Source organism: Kitasatospora sp. NPDC091276 (assembly GCF_040684355.1).
Classification (GTDB): domain Bacteria; phylum Actinomycetota; class Actinomycetes; order Streptomycetales; family Streptomycetaceae; genus Kitasatospora.
On sequence record NZ_JBFBFU010000060.1, the window covers coordinates 1 to 15,187 of the forward strand.

At 72.3% G+C, this 15,187-nt stretch carries 13 protein-coding genes and 3 pseudogenes; 8 read left to right on the plus strand and 8 right to left on the minus strand.

Translation table 11 applies throughout. The features are described 5' to 3' along the window. Positions 1-950: 950 nt before the first annotated feature. From AB0O19_RS37460 to AB0O19_RS37480, 5 genes are all read right to left on the minus strand, one after another. Entirely contained in the window at positions 951-1,583 is a 633-nt protein-coding gene (locus tag AB0O19_RS37460; protein ID WP_363626130.1) for a hypothetical protein, read from the minus strand. Between the two features lie 2 nt (positions 1,584-1,585). Continuing rightward, positions 1,586-3,802 carry a hypothetical protein gene (locus AB0O19_RS37465; protein WP_363626131.1) on the minus strand — a complete coding sequence of 739 codons (2,217 nt, stop codon included), beginning with the start codon at positions 3,800-3,802 and terminating at the stop codon, positions 1,586-1,588. A 37-nt stretch (positions 3,803-3,839) separates the two neighbouring features. Next, positions 3,840-4,493, minus strand: coding sequence for a hypothetical protein (locus tag AB0O19_RS37470; RefSeq protein WP_363626133.1), 654 nt, complete (start codon positions 4,491-4,493; stop codon positions 3,840-3,842). 949 nt (positions 4,494-5,442) lie between these two features. Continuing rightward, positions 5,443-5,805: a DoxX family protein gene (locus tag AB0O19_RS37475; protein ID WP_363626135.1), complete on the minus strand. Its 363-nt coding sequence runs from the start codon at positions 5,803-5,805 to the stop codon at positions 5,443-5,445. A gap of 39 nt (positions 5,806-5,844) precedes the next feature. Further along, complete coding sequence (locus AB0O19_RS37480; protein ID WP_363626136.1) at positions 5,845-6,339, minus strand: cupin domain-containing protein; 495 nt, start codon at positions 6,337-6,339, stop codon at positions 5,845-5,847. Positions 6,340-6,419: 80 nt separating this feature from the next. Between AB0O19_RS37480 and AB0O19_RS37485 the strand changes: the two genes are divergently transcribed. The 3 genes and pseudogenes from AB0O19_RS37485 to AB0O19_RS37495 all read left to right on the plus strand — a co-directional run. After that, the gene (locus AB0O19_RS37485) at positions 6,420-7,277 is read left to right on the plus strand and encodes a LysR substrate-binding domain-containing protein (RefSeq protein WP_363626138.1); all 858 of its coding nucleotides are present in this window, start codon (positions 6,420-6,422) and stop codon (positions 7,275-7,277) included. 216 nt (positions 7,278-7,493) lie between these two features. Continuing rightward, positions 7,494-7,730 (plus strand): annotated as a pseudogene (locus AB0O19_RS37490) (YciI family protein); the annotation flags it as partial. A 15-nt stretch (positions 7,731-7,745) separates the two neighbouring features. After that, positions 7,746-8,049: pseudogene (locus tag AB0O19_RS37495) on the plus strand (RNA polymerase subunit sigma-24); the annotation flags it as partial. Positions 8,050-8,083: 34 nt separating this feature from the next. Here AB0O19_RS37495 and AB0O19_RS37500 read toward each other — a convergent pair. Together AB0O19_RS37500 and AB0O19_RS37505 are read right to left on the minus strand one after the other, a co-directional pair. Further along, positions 8,084-8,470 carry a hypothetical protein gene (locus AB0O19_RS37500; protein WP_363626140.1) on the minus strand — a complete coding sequence of 129 codons (387 nt, stop codon included), beginning with the start codon at positions 8,468-8,470 and terminating at the stop codon, positions 8,084-8,086. A gap of 139 nt (positions 8,471-8,609) precedes the next feature. Beyond that, a pseudogene (locus AB0O19_RS37505) lies at positions 8,610-9,203 on the minus strand (serine hydrolase domain-containing protein); the annotation flags it as partial. A gap of 423 nt (positions 9,204-9,626) precedes the next feature. On the opposite strand from AB0O19_RS37505, the gene AB0O19_RS37510 reads away from it, so the two are divergent. The 3 genes from AB0O19_RS37510 (at position 9,627) to AB0O19_RS37520 (ending at position 11,035) form a co-directional block, all read left to right on the plus strand. After that, positions 9,627-10,349 (plus strand): MarR family transcriptional regulator, encoded by a 723-nt coding sequence (locus AB0O19_RS37510; protein WP_363626142.1) that lies wholly within the window; start codon positions 9,627-9,629, stop codon positions 10,347-10,349. 198 nt (positions 10,350-10,547) lie between these two features. Continuing rightward, positions 10,548-10,811, plus strand: a complete 264-nt coding sequence (locus AB0O19_RS37515; RefSeq protein WP_363626144.1) for a hypothetical protein — start codon at positions 10,548-10,550, stop codon at positions 10,809-10,811. 23 nt (positions 10,812-10,834) lie between these two features. After that, entirely contained in the window at positions 10,835-11,035 is a 201-nt protein-coding gene (locus tag AB0O19_RS37520) for a hypothetical protein (RefSeq protein WP_363626146.1), read from the plus strand. A 403-nt stretch (positions 11,036-11,438) separates the two neighbouring features. Here AB0O19_RS37520 and AB0O19_RS37525 read toward each other — a convergent pair whose 3' ends face one another. After that, positions 11,439-11,789 carry a hypothetical protein gene (locus AB0O19_RS37525; RefSeq protein WP_363626148.1) on the minus strand — a complete coding sequence of 117 codons (351 nt, stop codon included), beginning with the start codon at positions 11,787-11,789 and terminating at the stop codon, positions 11,439-11,441. Between the two features lie 271 nt (positions 11,790-12,060). On the opposite strand from AB0O19_RS37525, the gene AB0O19_RS37530 reads away from it, so the two are divergent. Together AB0O19_RS37530 and AB0O19_RS37535 are read left to right on the plus strand one after the other, a co-directional pair. Next, positions 12,061-12,474, plus strand: a complete 414-nt coding sequence (locus AB0O19_RS37530) for a hypothetical protein (RefSeq protein WP_363626150.1) — start codon at positions 12,061-12,063, stop codon at positions 12,472-12,474. A 190-nt stretch (positions 12,475-12,664) separates the two neighbouring features. Further along, positions 12,665-14,836, plus strand: coding sequence for a M4 family metallopeptidase (locus AB0O19_RS37535; protein WP_363626151.1), 2,172 nt, complete (start codon positions 12,665-12,667; stop codon positions 14,834-14,836). Positions 14,837-15,187: the final 351 nt, after the last annotated feature.

Sequence of the window (15,187 nt, forward strand, 5' to 3'; positions counted from 1 at the left end):
CGCGCCGTCTGCTCCGCAGACATGACGCGCCGTCACTAGCGTGACGGAGCGTTGCGGCGCCCCTCCGGGGCGCAGTTACGGTGAGTGCTGTTTCGGCGCGTCCGCGCCGTGGGTCTGCGGGGCCTGGACTTGGCGGTGAAGTGCTGCTGAGTGGGTGGCCGGCGCTCCGCGCCTGGCCCTACGGGCCCGTCCCTGGTCAGCCTTGGCGGGTATTTCTGCTGGTCAGTTGGGGTTTGGCGCACTCCGTGCGCTGGGCTGACTGGGAGGGGGGTCGGGGTCCTACCTCGGCTTCCTCTGGTCAACCGGTCGCCGATCCGCCGGCCTTCCCCGCTCGCCATCACATTCTGTCACCAATACGCCCAACAGCGCAACCCCTCCCCACCATGACCGACACAATCAGTGAGTGGTCTAGGCCTCTCACAATGGTCTAGACCCATATGTCTAAGGATCGACCCGGGAACGTCCGAACAATGCACCCGACGCCGTATCAGAAACACCGCGTCAGAAAATCCCGCCGCAGCCCACATACCACCGGATAATGCCCACCGAGCAGGCCCCGCCACACCGTTGACGATGTAACGTGAAATCCCGCTACAACCACCAACCCGACCACCCGACCCCGTATCAGAAAACCCCCGTCAGAAAACCCTGCCGAAACCGCCACCCCAACCCATGGAAAACCCCCATAAAAACCGACCCGCCCCGGACGGCGGCCCGGCGCAGCACAGCGGGCGGGCGGGCGGGCGAGCCCGGACAGCGACGAGCGGGCACTGGGCCACACAGCGCCCGCCCCTCGCCCCCGTCGGCGGCCCGGCGTAGCACCACCAGGGCCAAGCCGACCCCACACCCACGACCGTCGCCGACGTCACTGTGTGGGGTCTGAGCTGGGGGATGGGGTTGGTGCCGCGCCCGGTGGGGTGGGTGTGGCGCCGAGGTGTGGTGGCGGGTGGTCAGGCTCCGAGGCCGATGTGGGAGACGTAGGTGTAGGCGCCCCAGTCGGAGTCGAGGTCGGCGATGATGTCGTCCCAGATGCCGTCCAGGGCGTCGGCGTCGCCGGTGGTGAGGGCGTCGACGGCGTCGTCCCAGACGTAGCGGACCTGGAGGGGGCGGATGCGCAGGTTGTCTCGGCGGCGGGGTTCGTCTACCACCTGCTGGTTGATGGGGTGGATCTCCACCTTGGTGCCGCGGCCGCTGTTGTTCAGGTGGTCCTTGAAGATCTGGGGGTTGTTCAGGATGTTGCGGGCGCGCAGCGTCCAGTAGGCGGTGTCGATGGCTTCGATGTTGACGCGGCGGGGGGTGCGGGTGCCCTTGGTCCAGGCCCGGAGGGTGGCGGCGTTGGCGGTGCTGCCGGCGTCGGCGAGGGCCTGGGCGAGGGTGGCGGGGCCGCCCTTGTGGCTCGTCAGGTAGCGCATGCGGGCGGTGAGGCCGCGGCGGGTGGTCGGTGGGGACTTGATGCCGCCTTCGATGATCATGCGTTCCAGGGCGTCTTCGAGGGCGCGGCCGAGGGCGATTTTTCCGTGGACGTTTCCCTGGTCGCGGTCGGCGCCGTAGCGGCCGAAGTTTTTCCATCCATCGGTCGACATTTTCAGGTGCTCCGGGTGCGGGTGCGGGGCAGGGTGTATTGGTCTTTGAGTTTCAGTTGCGTGGTCAGGCGGCCTTCTTCGAATACGCCGCCGTTGGCCTTTCGCCATTCGCCGCCGGTGACGTGGAGTTCGTCGGTTCCGCGCAGCGCGACAATCGTCAGTCCGGCTTTGTGGGCGCGCTGGGACTTGTACCAGAGGTTCGCGAATGCCTGGGAGCGGATGATGTGCATCCAGTCGGGGCGGCGGATGTCGCGGTTGTAGGTGGATTCGCCGATGGTCGATGCGAATTTTGCGTAGATGGCCTTGATGTACTTCTCGGTCACCTGGTCGCCGTCGCGGATCGCGTTCTCGCGGGCGATGGTGAGGATGCGTCGGAATTTCTCCAGCATTCCTTCGGTGGCGCCGCTCGTCCAGGCCTCGGTGATGTGTGGGGCGTCGGCGAGGCCGAGCTTGTGGCAGCGGATCAGCAGGCGCACGGTCGCTTCGTCCAGGAGTACTGGGCCAGCTTCGTGGCGGTTGCCGATCGGGTCGGGCAGGTGCGGGTGTTCCCAGACGGGGCGGGCGGGGAGCAGGTAGATGCCGGAGCGTTTGGGGTCCCAGCCGCCGTCGGGGCGGTGTTGGAGGGCGCCGATCGGCAGGTGGGTTTTGAGGGCGGAGCAGTAGGCGGCGTTGGTGTCCAGGACGTCCACCGTCACTGGGTCGGCGCCTGCCTTGAGGGAGGCCGTCAGCGGGGTGTTCTCCCATTTGTGGCGTCCTTCCCAGATTTCGTCGGCGCCGTTCCGGGATTTCTTGGAGAGGAATTCCAGGCGTTCCGGGTAGGCGGTGTGCTCGTACGCGGCGCCGACCCGGGTCGCGTCGAAGAGGGCCATTCCGTTCGGGATCGCTTTCTTCTCCAGCGTTGCGGACGCGGCTTCGATGTCGCCGTCGTGTTCCTCCAGGGCCTGCTCGACCGCCGAGGTGATCGTGTCGAGGTAGTAGCCGAGCTCGCGGCCGGTGTTGGCGTACTCGCGGAACTTCGCGGACGGCGCCGAGGTGGTGACCGGGTCGGGCGTAGCGGATGGGGAGTTGGTGCGGGCTGGGGTGGGCTGGGTGTTCTGGTTGGCGATGTCGGCGGTTTGGGTGGGTGTGGCGGGTGTGGGGGCGGTTCGGGCTGGGGTGGGCATCGTGGTCGGGGCAGCTGAGGTGGTCGGGGTGTTTTGGTCACTCGGGGCGAGCGGGGTCTGGTCGGTGGTGGTGGTCGGGCCTGCGGGTGTGGGGGTCGGGCCTGCGGGTGTGGGGGTCGGGGTGGTCGGGGCTGCCTGGGCGGGCGCGGTGGCCGGGGGAGCGGCGCTGGCGGGGGTGCACCAGCCGCCGGGGTGGAGCGCGCGGCCTCTGATGCGGTGGGTGATCGGGCGTTCGCACTGTTCGCACGGTGTGGCGGGGTGGGTGAGGATTTCGCTGTCCGGGCCTCGGTCGTAATCGGCGCTGGCCCCGGCGGCCGGGGCCGGGTCGACGAGCAGTTCCTCGCCTTGGACGGCCGTGGCAGCGACCGGAGTGGCCCAGGCAGTGGGCTGTTGCTCGGCGGGCAGTGCGGTGGGCGAGGCCTCGGAGACGGCCGGGAAGGTCGGTGCCGCCGGGGCGGGCGGCGCGGTGGGCGCGGTGGGCGCGGCCTCGGGGGCAGCTGAGGCGATCGGCGCTACCGGGACGGGGGCAGCGACTGGGGCTGCGGCCTGCTGTTCGGTGGCCGGAGCGGCGTCAGCGGCGAGCAACGGCTGCTGCTCGTCTGGGACGGTGGCCCGCTCGCCGGGGCGGATCCAGCCGTCCGGGATGGGTGTCAGGGGGGTGTAGGGCTCTGTGGGTCGGCGGGGTGTCTCGCGCCGTGGCGGGTTCGGCCTGGGTGCCGGGGTGGCGGTGGGTGTCGGGACCGGGGTGGGAGCGGCGAAGGTTGTCGGCACTGGTGCGGTGTCCGGCTGTGGTGCTGGTGCGGTGGTGTCGGGGGGCCAGGTCAGGTGCTGGGCGGCGTGGGTGGGGCCGGCGAGTAGATCGAGTGGGTGCATGCCCCAGTGGCGGGCCAGGGCGTCGATCTCGTCCAGGGACCAGGGTTGTGCGCCGGACTGACGGCGGCTGATCTTGTCTTGGGTTAGGTCGAGGGCGGTGGCGAGTTGGCGCTGGCTCTCGCCGGTGTGCTGCTTGATCGCGGCGATGGTGAGTCGCAGCGTTTCCAACGTGCTCAACGTCATGGGGGGCATCGTACCCATTTTTGATGGGTATTTTCCATCAGAAATGGGTGGGGTCGCTGCTTTTGAGTGATGGGGTGAGCAGCGTGTTGACGTGCAGGTCCGGCGCGGCGCGGGTGGCTTGGACGGGCGCGCCCTGGCGGTATCCCGGAGCGCCCTCGCCCTGGGGGTCCCGGGTCCGACCTGCGAGCGCTGGTCGGCACGGTGGCCGTCGGGGTCCGCTCGGCGGTGGCGGACCTGCGGCTGGCGAGAAGAGAACCCGGCCACGCGCGCCCTCGGCCCGTGGGTCGTCACAGGAGGCCGACAGCCGGCCCTCGCCGAACGTCAGGGCTGGGCGCGGGGTGGTCCGGCTCGCCGAACCGTACCGTACCGTCGGGATCGTGTACGCCGCACGGTGTGGCCCGGTCACCGCGGTGGCCGGGCCGCACTGCTTCGCGGCCTTGCTCGGCGCCGGCCCCCGGGCGGTGGACCGGGCCCGCCCCGCAGCGGTCCGGGACGGGCAGGGCAGCCGGGCTCTGAAGGTGCGCAGCTCGCGAGCGGTGCCCACGGCGTTCGCGGCGGCCGGGGTGTCCGAGATGACGGAGATGACGGAGACGGCGTTGCGGACGGCGTGGGCGAGCTGGTCGGCCTGCGAGCCGGTCGGGTCGGCGACGACCCCGGCGAGGAGTTGCAGAACGAGCTGGACGGGCGCCATGACGCCCTTCTTCGGAAGAGATGTCTTCCTTCACCCCTCCGAGGTGCACAGATCACACACTGCGTCCTGTCGCCGACCGGACGGTTCCGTGGCTTTGATCAGCGTCGTGGACTGCGGTCTGGGCAGATGTTGTCGTCGTTGAACTCAAAGTGCACGTCGCTCGGCTGTAGATGGTGAGACCTGCGGGCAGTGCACAAGTTCCCCGCCGCGGTTTCCGCGGCCTGCGTTGCGGGCGCCGGCGTACTCATGACGCCGCTTCTCGGTCCATGGGGCATCACATGTCATGCCGGGTTTCCCTTCGGCGAGATCATTTTCTTTCACCTCGGGCCGACGAGTGCGCTCACACGATGGTTACAGGAGGCAGGGCGTACGGCTGCTGAGGATATTTCCATGGCCGGGGAGGCGGTGGCTCCCTTGGAGGCCGGGGTCAGAGCCTCGGCCATCGCTTTGAACGGCCTGTGTGAGGGGGTGGTCCCAGGGGCTTGCGGATGTGGTGTGCGCCGCCCGGTCTGTGGGGACTGTTTGTCCGGAAGGGCAATGAGGATTTGCCCGTCGGGCTACGGGCAGCGCCAGAACGGAGACGGTGTCAGAGCCCGTCCCATTGGTTCGGTCGAGGATCTCCGGCGTCGTGGTCGGGGTCGTAGCGCTCGGTCCTGGTCTCGGCGTCGTGGTCGCGTACGCGCCGCCACTTGGCGCAGATGTCGGCCGCGGTGGCGAAGGCGGTCCCGTCTCCGGCGCCGGCGTACGGGTCGGCGGCGCGCTCGCCCTCCCGGGCGGGCCCGGTGCAGGGCCTGCTGGATGGTCTCCAGGGTCGTCCCGGCCGCCCGGCGGCGGACGTCGCTGGGCGGCCCGCGGGCGGGGCGGGGGCGGGGCGGGGTGGGACGGGACGGGGCGGGGCGGGGCGGGAGCGGAACGGAGGGGCCGGGCGGGGGGCTGGGGCGACTTCCGGTCACATCCCGGCGGCGGCCGGCCAGGTGACCGCCGCCGCGGCGGCGAGGAGCCCGGCGTTGAGCGCGACGCGGCGGTCCCCGCCGGTCAGGTGCACGGCGATCGCGCCGGTCTGCAGGAGCACGAACCCGACGGCCGCGGCCACGGCCAGACCCGGCGCGACACCGGCCGCCGGCGGCAGCAGCAGAGCGGCGGCGCCCAGGAGTTCGACCGCCCCCAGCGCCCTGACCGCGGGCGGCGGCACGCGGTCCACCCAGGCCATCATCGGGCGCAGCCGGTCGCGGTCGCGGGTCGCTTTGAGCGCGCCCGCGTAGAGGTAGAAGGCGGCGAGCGGTGCGGCGAGGAACCAGTAGGCGATGGTCATGACGTCCTTTCACGGTCACCGGTGGGTGACCCGTGGGCTTCAGGCCACGTCGGTGGCGGGCTCGGTGGCGTAGCGGCTCATCGTGCGCAGGCCGGTCTCGGGGGTCGGCGGCCTGCCGTCGGCGGTCGTGTCCCGCAGGTCCCGGAAGTACTGCACGTACAGGTCGGGGGTGAACACGCTGAGCATGACGGCGCTGTGGTCGGTCACGTTGGCGAAGGTGTGCGGGGCGCCGGGCGGGACCATCACGAACGTGCCCGCGCTCGCGTCGTGGTGCTGGTCCCCGGCGGTGAAGCGCACCGTGCCGGAGATGACGTAGAAGCCTTCGTCGTGGCGGGCGTGGCGGTGCTGCGGCGGTCCGGGGGTGTGCGGGGCGAGGAGGGACTCGGTCATCGCCAGGCGGTGCCCGGTGCGGCTGCCGTCCTCCAGGACGCGCATGCGCGTGGTGCCCAGGACGATCGTCTCGCCGTCGCCGGGGGCGACCACCGATACGGTGGGGCCGGTCTGCGGTTCGCTGGTCTTCGCTGTGTCGGTCATGTTCCGAGTCCACCGCCGGGGCCCTGTCGGTGTCCAAGACCCGTTGCGCCACGCCGATACCCGGGGGGTATCGTCGCAGCGTGGAGCTACGTACCTTGCGCTACTTCGTGGCGGTCGCCGAGGAACTCCACTTCGGCCGGGCCGCCACCCGCCTGCACATGAGCCAGCCGCCGCTGAGCCGGGCGGTCAAGCAGTTGGAGAAGGAGAGCGGCGCCCTGCTGTTCGTCCGCTCCCCCGCCGGTGTCACCCTCACCCCGGCGGGGGCCGTGCTGCTCGACGAGGCGCGGGACCTGCTCGACCGGGCCGAGCGGCTGCGCGCGCGCGTGGCCGCGGCGGCCGGCGGCGCGACCCTGACCGTCGGCATCCTGGGCGACGGCAGCGACCCCGGCGTCACCAGGCTGGCGGCCGCCTTCCGCCGCGGCCACCCCGGCGTCGAGATCCGTGTACGCGACACCGACCTGACCGACCCGACCTGCGGACTGCGCGCCGCACTGGTCGACGTCGCCCTGACCCGCGCGCCGTTCGACGACACCGCCCTGGCGGTGCGCGTCCTGCGCGCCGACCCGGTCGGCGCGGTCCTGCGCGCCGACGACCCGCTGGCCCGGCGCGGCCGCCTGGAACTGGCCGACCTGGCCGACCGCCGCTGGTTCCAGTTCCCCCCGGGAACCGACCCCCGGTGGCAGTCGTACTGGAACGGCGGCACCCCACGCGAGGGCCCCGTGGTGCGCGGCGTCCAGGAATGCCTCCAGGCCGTGCTCTGGAACAGCACCGTCGGCCTGGCCCCGTTGCTCGGACACGACCTGCCCGAGAACCTCACCACGGTCCCGCTGGCCGACATGGCGCCCAGCCCGGTGGTCGCGGTGTGGAATGACGGCGACACCAACCCGCTGGTCCGCTCGTTCGCCGAGATCGCGACGGCCGCGTACCGCCAGGCGTGAGCACCGCCAGGCCTGAACCGCCAGGCCTGAACACCGCCAGACGGGAGCACCGCCAGACGGGAGGGGACGGCGCCCCGCGGCGTCCGTCGAAAAAAGTGGTCCCGGTCCGCCCGCCGTGTCGATCCGCGACCACGCCGTTCGACCTGGGACGGAGAGCGGGGGCGGGCACCGTGCCACGGGCAAGGGAGAGTGACGATGCCGACGTACATGCTGATCATGCGGGGCACGGACGAGAGCATCGCGAAGATGATGGAGACGCCCTTCGAGGAGATGCTCGAGACGGTGGGCCGCTTCAACGAGGAACTGATCCAGGCGGGCGCGCTCGTCACCGCCGAGGGACTGGACGACCCCACCCAGGGCGTGGCGGTCGACTTCAGCGGACAGACCCCGGTGGTCACCGACGGCCCGTACGGCGAGACGAAGGAACCGTTCGGCGGCTTCCACGTGATCGACGCCGCGTCGAAGGGGGAACGCGTCGTGCTCCTCCACGAGGCACTCGGCCGTGTGGCCCCCCTCCCCCGTCGTCGAGCTCAACCCGACCGTGGCCGTCGCCATGGCGAACGGACCCCGGCAGGCGCTGCACATGGTCGACGAACTGGCCGCCTCCGGCCGGCTCTCGGGGTCGCACCTGCTCCCGGGCGTACGCGGCGAACTGCTGACCCGGCTCGGCCGCACCACCGAGGCCCGGGCCGAGCTGGAACTCGCCGCCCGGCCGGGCCGCAACGCCCGCGGACGCTCGGTGCCGCTGCGCAAGGCGGCCGCGTTGCCGTGACGCCCCGGCCGGACGGCCGTCACGAGCCCGGCCGTCACGAGCGGGGACAGGACTCCGCCTCCAGCTCGGAGGTGAACACCGCGATCGGCCGACTCCCCTCGACCCAGTCGCCGTTGACGTTGGTGGCGAGCAGGTGCCGGCCGTCGCGGGTGCCGAGCGCGTAGGACCACGAGCCGTTGATGGCGCCGCCCATGCCCCAGACGGTGGGGCCGCAGTCGAGCCTGATGCCGGCGACGCCCAGAGCGTAGTCCGCCTGGTCGATCCACTGGTGCCCGGTCGGGACCATCGTGAACATCTCCCGCTGCTGGGCGGGCGGCAGGAGCCGCCCGCCCAGCAGGGCGGCGAAGAAGGTGTTCAGGTCGCGAACGTCGGAGATCATGTCGCCGGCGGCCCAGCCCCAGGACGGGCTCAGCTCCGTCACGTCGTAGACGGTGGCGTTCGCCCCGGTGAGCCCCGGGCGCGAGTACTCGCGCCCGTGCGGCCCGTGGACGGTTGAGGTCGAAACAGCGGGGCTGTCCCCTTGGACAGCGCTGCCAGCACACGTCAGCTGGGTTCGCTCTCGCCGGTTGCGTACCACCCTTGCGGCACGAGCTTCTCCGCGCCTCGCCAGTTGTGGACGATCGCTTCCTGGAACCACCGGTGAGGCCCAGCGGGGCGGTGATCCGCTGCTTGATCTGCGCGGCCAGGGTGGCGCCGGAGGCCCGTTCGACGACCAGGCCGGCGAGGACGTAGTTGGTGTCGGAGTAGGTCCAGCCGGCGCCGGGCGCGAAGTCGGGCCGGTGGGCGACCGCGATCGGGGCGAGCTGTTCGGGGGTGTAGCCGTCGAAGCGGTGCCAAAGGAAGGGCAGGCCGCCCGCCTCCTGGCGGACCTTCTCGTCCATCGCGTAGTTGTAGATGCCGCTGGTGTGGTTGAGGAGTTGGCGCACGGTGGTCCGGCCGCCGTCGTAGCCGGGGGCGCCGAGGAGGCCGGGCAGCCAGCGCTCCACGCTGTCGTCGAGGCTCGGCCGCCCCTCGGTGGCGAGTTGGAGGACGACGGTGGCGACGAAGGTCTTGGTGGTGCTGCCGATGCGGAACCGGTCCTGCGCGAGACGGGCCCGCCCGGTGGCGACGTCGCCGACACCCCGCTGTTCTCCGGGGTACGCGGCGCGCAGTTGGCCGGACGGACCTCGGCGACGGCGCCGGGCAGACCGCCCGTGGCCACCACCCGGTCCAGCACCCGCTGGACCCTCGGATGCCCGCCCCCGCCCCCGCCGTCCGGCGCGGGCGCGGCGAACGCCGGTGCGGCGGCGGCGCCGGCCGGCACGGCCCCGGCGAGCAGGGTGGCGACGGCAGCGCGCGTGGTGGTTCCCATGGCGTGTTCCCCCTCGATGCGGTGTCGCGGTTCGGGAAGGAAGCTACGAACAAATTCACATAATGGTCAATGCGAAACCCGCCAATGGTGGATGTATTCACAGGTAGATGCCCACAACACTCTTGCAATGACTCTCCCGGTGAATGCAACAGAACGTCGCGGTCCCATTGCAACAGTGGGTGAGCCGGACGGATACTGTTCACGCGACGGAAGGAGACGAGGACGGATGCCCGGAGCCAGGCTGACCCCGCAGGACCGCCACCGGATCGCCGCCGGACTGGCCGAAGGGCTGGGCTACGGCGAGATCGCCCGGCAGATCGAACGGCCGACCTCGACCGTCACCCGCGAGATCGCCCGCAACGGCGGGCCCTGCGACTACCGGGCCGAACACGCCCAACGCGCCACCGCGCAGCGCTCCCGCCGCAGCGGCACGACCGCCCGACGGGCCGCCGCCGCCACGCCGCCGGCCCAGGGCCGCGACCCGCAGGCGGTCCGCGAATTCGCCGACGAACTGGCCGAGCTGCTGGTGCACAGCGGCCTGCCCAGAATGGCCGCCCGGGTCCTCGCGTGCCTGTACGTCACCGACGACGGCAGCCTCACCGCGGGCGAACTGGTGCAACGGCTGCAGGTCAGCCCGGCCGCCGTCTCCAAGGCCGTCGGCTACCTGGAGGGCCAGGCGCTGATCCGCCGCGAACGCGGCGAACAGCAACGCCGGGAGCGGTACGTCATCGACGACGACGTCTGGTACCGGGCGCTGCTGGCCAGCGCCGAACGGAACACGGTGCTCGCCGGCGTCACCCGCCAGGGCGCCGAAACCCTCGGCCCCGGCACACCGGCCGGCGCCCGGATGGACGACGCCGCGGCCCTCCTGGACCGGATCGGCCAGGACATCGTGCGCTCCGTGCGGCAGTGGCGGGAGGACAGCCGGCCCGGACCGCGGACCGGCTGATCCCGGGCACCCCCTGCGGGGCGGCCGGGTGGGATGCGCAAGGGTCCGGGCGGGTGGGCTCCGCACCCGCCCGGGTGCCGTATCCGCGGATCCGCGGCCGGTCTTCGACAAGGCGGTCGCGGTGGACCGGCAGCCCCCCCGGGCGTGCCGACGGCCGGGCGTGCCGGCGGGGGGCCGCCGGGGACGGGACGGACGGCGATGGCGGGCACGCGCAAACGACCGGAGGACTTCGCGCTGCCGAGGCTCAGCACCCGTCAGCTGATGACGATCTCGACCGCGACAACGCTGGTGACGGCCACGGCGTCGATCTTCCAGGCGCCGGAGGGACGGCGGAGCACGATCACCGGCCGGTACGTGCCGCCGCCGTACAACCCCGACCAGTCCACCGGTCCGGCCGGCGGCCAGGCCCCCAACCGGCCCGCCCAGGCCCAGCAGCACGGCAACCCCTCCGCGCACCACTGAACGGACCGAGGAAGGACCGATCGATGAGCACCCACGTTCAGATAACGACGGCACAGGAGGCCACCGCCCAGGACCACACCGCCACCGAACTGGAAGAGGAACACCGCCGCCGGGAGAACACGATGCCGCTCACGGTGGGGGGACCGGCGGCAGCCGGCCTCGGAGTCGCGCTGCTGTCGATGCTGATGAACAACCAGCGGGGCACGGTCGTGGTCCGCATGTGAGTACACACCCCCCGGACCCGACCGAACGACACAAGGACCCCCGGCACGTCCGGCGGCCCGGCAGGAGCTGGTTCAAACCACAGGGCCGGAAGCCCGGGACCGACCGACGGGGCAGAGCCGGGTACGGAGTCGCGTCTCCGCCCACCCCAGATCGACACACAGGCCGAACCAGACCCGGCCCTTGCACACACCCGACCCACCACGACCCACCACGACCCAGGAGAACACACCCCGGAGGATGTCGCGCCGGCGCCCGGGGGCGGCCACGGACAGAGCGAAAGGGCAGAGCGATACCGGCCCGAGCCACGACCAGACGGCCCGGGCCGTCCCGCTCCGGACGACCCGCGGTGAGGTAACACGGAACACCGACGACCCCGAACCACCCCACGACCCCACCCGACACCTACCCATCCACGATCTCCACAATGGAACCGCGCACCACGGGGGCGGCCGGAGAACGGCAAACGGCTGAACCGGGCCTGTCCAGCCAGTGCCCGGACTCCGTGAGCTTGGTGAAATCGTCCTTGGGCGGGCCGTAGTCCGGATTCTCCACGAACTCCCCCGTCAGCTTCCCGTCCGCGCCGACCCGCCGGACGCCCTGGACGGCTTCGCCCGGGACGTAGCCGTCGGGGTCGCCGATGAGATCGGGGTCGATCATCGCGACCGACCCGCCCGGACGCCCGACCGCCTCCGCGACGAGTTCGGGCGGAGGCGACTGCAGGACGCGGCGCCGCTCGACCGATGTGTCCCCCATGAGAATGCCCCTTCACCTGGTTCGCCCGAGACGGTCACACCGCCCCGATCCACTGAGGAGGCATGCTCGCGACACCCCAGAGGCCCCGGGAAAGCACTCGTCCGCGGCGGGTGTGCCGAGCGGGGGGCGACGGACTCGGCGATGAGGGCGGACCCGCGGGGGCGACCGGAGGACGGCAAACGGCTGAACCGGGCCTGTCCGGTGCCCCGTTCCTCCGTGAAAGGCAGCTCTGTCGAGCTGCCATCACTGCCGACTTCCGCGGAGGAACGCAGTGCACCACCGTTCCCGTTCAGTGGCCAGGGCGCTCGGCTCGGGCGCCGCCTTGAGCCTGGCGCTGGCGCTCACCGTGACCGCCTCCCCCGCCCTGGCCGCGCCGCCGGGCCCCACCGCCGAGTCCGATCCCGTCCCCGGCCTGGTGGCCGGCGAGGGCACCGCCGCCCCGCAACTGGTGACCGGACTGTCCGAGGCGGCGTCCGGCGCTCCGGCCGAGGCGGCCCGGGCCCATCTCGCCGCCCACCTGGACCGGTACCGGGTCGATCCGGGACAGCTGGCCGAACTCACGGTCGAGCGCACGGCCGCCGACCGGCACACCGTCAGGTTCCAGCAGTACCACGGCGGCATACCGGTACTCGGCGGACAGTACCTCGTCCGCCTCACCGGCGAGGGAACCGGCCAGCGAGTGTAATCGGCCGGCGGCAAGTACTTCACCGGCCTGACCGCACCGACCGCCCCCGCCGTGCCGGACTCGTGTCAACGGAACCGGGCGCAGCGGCGGCGTCGGCCGCAGCGAGCTCGTAGTACCGCACGGGCTCGTCATCGAGAGCGGCCTGGTCGTCCTGCCGGGCGGCACCGGCCGGCTCGCCCGCCACTTCACCGTGCACACCGCCGACCCGGGGAACGGCGCGCCACTGGTCCGCGAGGTCTACGCGGACGCCACGCTCGGCGTGGTCGCCCTCGCCCACGACTCCTCGGCCCCCTACCAGGTCAGCGGCGCCGACGACACCGGCGCCGGCGACACCGGGGCCGGCGCCGCCCGTGGCGCGGCCGCCGCCCAGCCCGCCACCGGGACCGCCCCCGACCTCCTGGGCCGTACCGTGCCGGTGAACATCTCCCGCCAGCCGGACGGAAGCTACCAACTCACCGACCTCACCCGGCCCGTCACCATCACCACCTACGACGCGACCGGACGGGACTACAACGAGTTCAGCGGCCGGCTGCCCGACGGCAGCCTGCCCGTCGGCTCCCCGGACCCGGACTTCCCCGCCTCCACCGGCACCAGCGGCGCCACCGACGCCCACCTCGACGCCGCCGCCGTGTACGGCTTCCACCACGACCGGCTCGGCCGCGACGGCCTGGACGGCAAGGGCGGCACGATCACCTCCGTGGTGAACGTGAGCAACCGCGGCAAGCCCTTCCCCAACGCCGCCGGGGACGGGCAGAAAATGCTCTACGGCAACGGCAACGCCAGGTTCCTGCCCTTCTCCGCCGCCCTCGACGTGGCCGGGCACGAGATGACCCACGGCGTCATCCAGCACACCGCCAACCTGGCCGGCGACGGCCAGTCCGGCGCGATGAACGAGGGCATCGCCGACTACTTCGGCAACGCCATCGAGGTCACCGCCCGCGGCACGTCCATGGACGACCCGGCAGCCCCGCTGATGGGCGAGAACCTGTGCCGCACCGGCACCCCGCAGGACTGCGCGAACCGCCGCCTGGACGACCACCGCACCACCGTGGACGACTACCTCGGCGCCGGGCCCGACCTGGACAACGGCGGCGCGCACCTCAACTCCACCATCTTCAGCGGCGCCCTGTGGGACATCCGGCGCACCCTCGACCCACTCACCGCCGACCGCCTCGTCTACCGGGCGCTGGCCGAATACCTCACCCCGCTGGACGACTTCGTCGACGGACGCAACGCGGTACTCGCCGCCGGCCGGGCCCTCAAACTCAGCGGAGCCCAACTGCGCAAGGTCGCGGCCGCGTTCGACGCACACGGGATCAAAGCCGGCTGGCAGAGCCGACTCGGGACGGACACCCGCCCGCTGCTGCCCGGCACCTCCGCCCCGGTCGGACCGGCCGCGGGCGCAGGCCACTGGGTGATGGGCAACACCGACCCGAACGGCAAGGGCGCGACCGCCCTGTACACCGGCTCCACCACCACCACCGCCACCCCGACCCGGCTCAGCCCGGACGACGGGCGGATCCACGGCTGGGCCGCCACCGACGGCAAGTCCGCCGTCTGGCTGGCGATCGGTCCCGACACCACCGGCACCTGGGGAACGGAGGTGCTGACCCGTCCACTGTCCGGCGGCCCGGTGCGCAGCGTGTTCCACTCCTTCGACCAGTCGCCCGGCAGCGTCCAGGTATCCGGCGGGGACATCGCCTTCACGGTGACCGACAACGACACCGGCCGCACCCGGGTCCGCCTCTCCCACGACGGCGCCCCGCCCGTGGAACTCCCGCTGCCCGAGGGCCACGACCTCGCGTCCCTCGCGTTCAAGGACGGCCTGCTCGGCTGGATCGAGTCCTGGACGGCCGACGGGGCCACCGTCCAGGCGCCGACGGCCTTCTCGACCGCCACCGCCAAGGTCACCGCCCAGTACCCGGTGAGCACCCCGAACGGCACCGACCTGCCGTACCTCGCCTCCCCGCTGCTCGCGGGCGGCCGGCTGCTCTGGCTGGCCGCCCCGGCCGACCGCACCCGTCCGACCGCCCTGCGCTCCGGCGCCCTGGACGGCTCCGGCGTGCGCGACCTGCTCTCCACCGACTCGCCGTACACCCCGGCGGACATGGAACTCACCGCCACCGACCAGGCCGTCACCTTCACACACCGCAGCGCCCAGCCGAACAGCGGCTGGTCGAACGCCGCCCTGCCCAAGCTGTACCAGCTGCCGGTCAGCGGCGGCACCCCCGTACGGGTCTCCTGCAACCGGGGCAGCCAGTTCCACGCCGCCGCCGACCAGGGCACCCGGGTGGCCTGGCTGGACGCCACCGCCGGGCGCAACGACCTCGTGGTCCGCGACCGCCCGGCCGGGTCCTGCTGATCCGAGCACGGCAACGCCGTCCACCCCGGTGCCGGCGGACACCGCGGCGGACAGCGAGGCGGACACCGCGGCGGACACCGGGGCGGACACCCGATCCGGGGCGGACACCAGGGCGGACAGCGAGGCGAGCACCCGATCCGGGGCGGACACCAGGGCGGACAGCGAGGCGGACACCCGATCCGGGGCGGACACCAGGGCGGACAGCGAGGCGGACACCCGATCCGGGGCGGACACCAGGGCGGACAGCGAGGCGAGCACCCGATCCGGGGCGGACACCAGGCGCCTGCCAGCGCGCTGTGCGCGGTCTGCCAGCGGCGGGCCACAGGCTGGGCCCGTCCAGATCACCCGGCA

Bases quoted from the DNA above. Each gene is read 5' to 3' on its own strand.
- AB0O19_RS37460 (WP_363626130.1), bottom strand. From the start codon at position 1,583: ATGTCGACCGATGGATGGAAAAACTTCGGCCGCTACGGCGCCGACCGC.
- AB0O19_RS37470 (WP_363626133.1), bottom strand. From the start codon at position 4,493: ATGGCGCCCGTCCAGCTCGTTCTGCAACTCCTCGCCGGGGTCGTCGCC.
- AB0O19_RS37515 (WP_363626144.1), top strand. From the start codon at position 10,548: ATGGCGGGCACGCGCAAACGACCGGAGGACTTCGCGCTGCCGAGGCTC.
- AB0O19_RS37525 (WP_363626148.1), bottom strand. From the start codon at position 11,789: ATGGGGGACACATCGGTCGAGCGGCGCCGCGTCCTGCAGTCGCCTCCG.
- AB0O19_RS37520 (WP_363626146.1), top strand. From the start codon at position 10,835: ATGAGCACCCACGTTCAGATAACGACGGCACAGGAGGCCACCGCCCAG.
- AB0O19_RS37480 (WP_363626136.1), bottom strand. From the start codon at position 6,339: ATGACCGACACAGCGAAGACCAGCGAACCGCAGACCGGCCCCACCGTA.
- AB0O19_RS37475 (WP_363626135.1), bottom strand. From the start codon at position 5,805: ATGACCATCGCCTACTGGTTCCTCGCCGCACCGCTCGCCGCCTTCTAC.
- AB0O19_RS37510 (WP_363626142.1), top strand. From the start codon at position 9,627: ATGCCCGGAGCCAGGCTGACCCCGCAGGACCGCCACCGGATCGCCGCC.
- AB0O19_RS37465 (WP_363626131.1), bottom strand. From the start codon at position 3,802: ATGACGTTGAGCACGTTGGAAACGCTGCGACTCACCATCGCCGCGATC.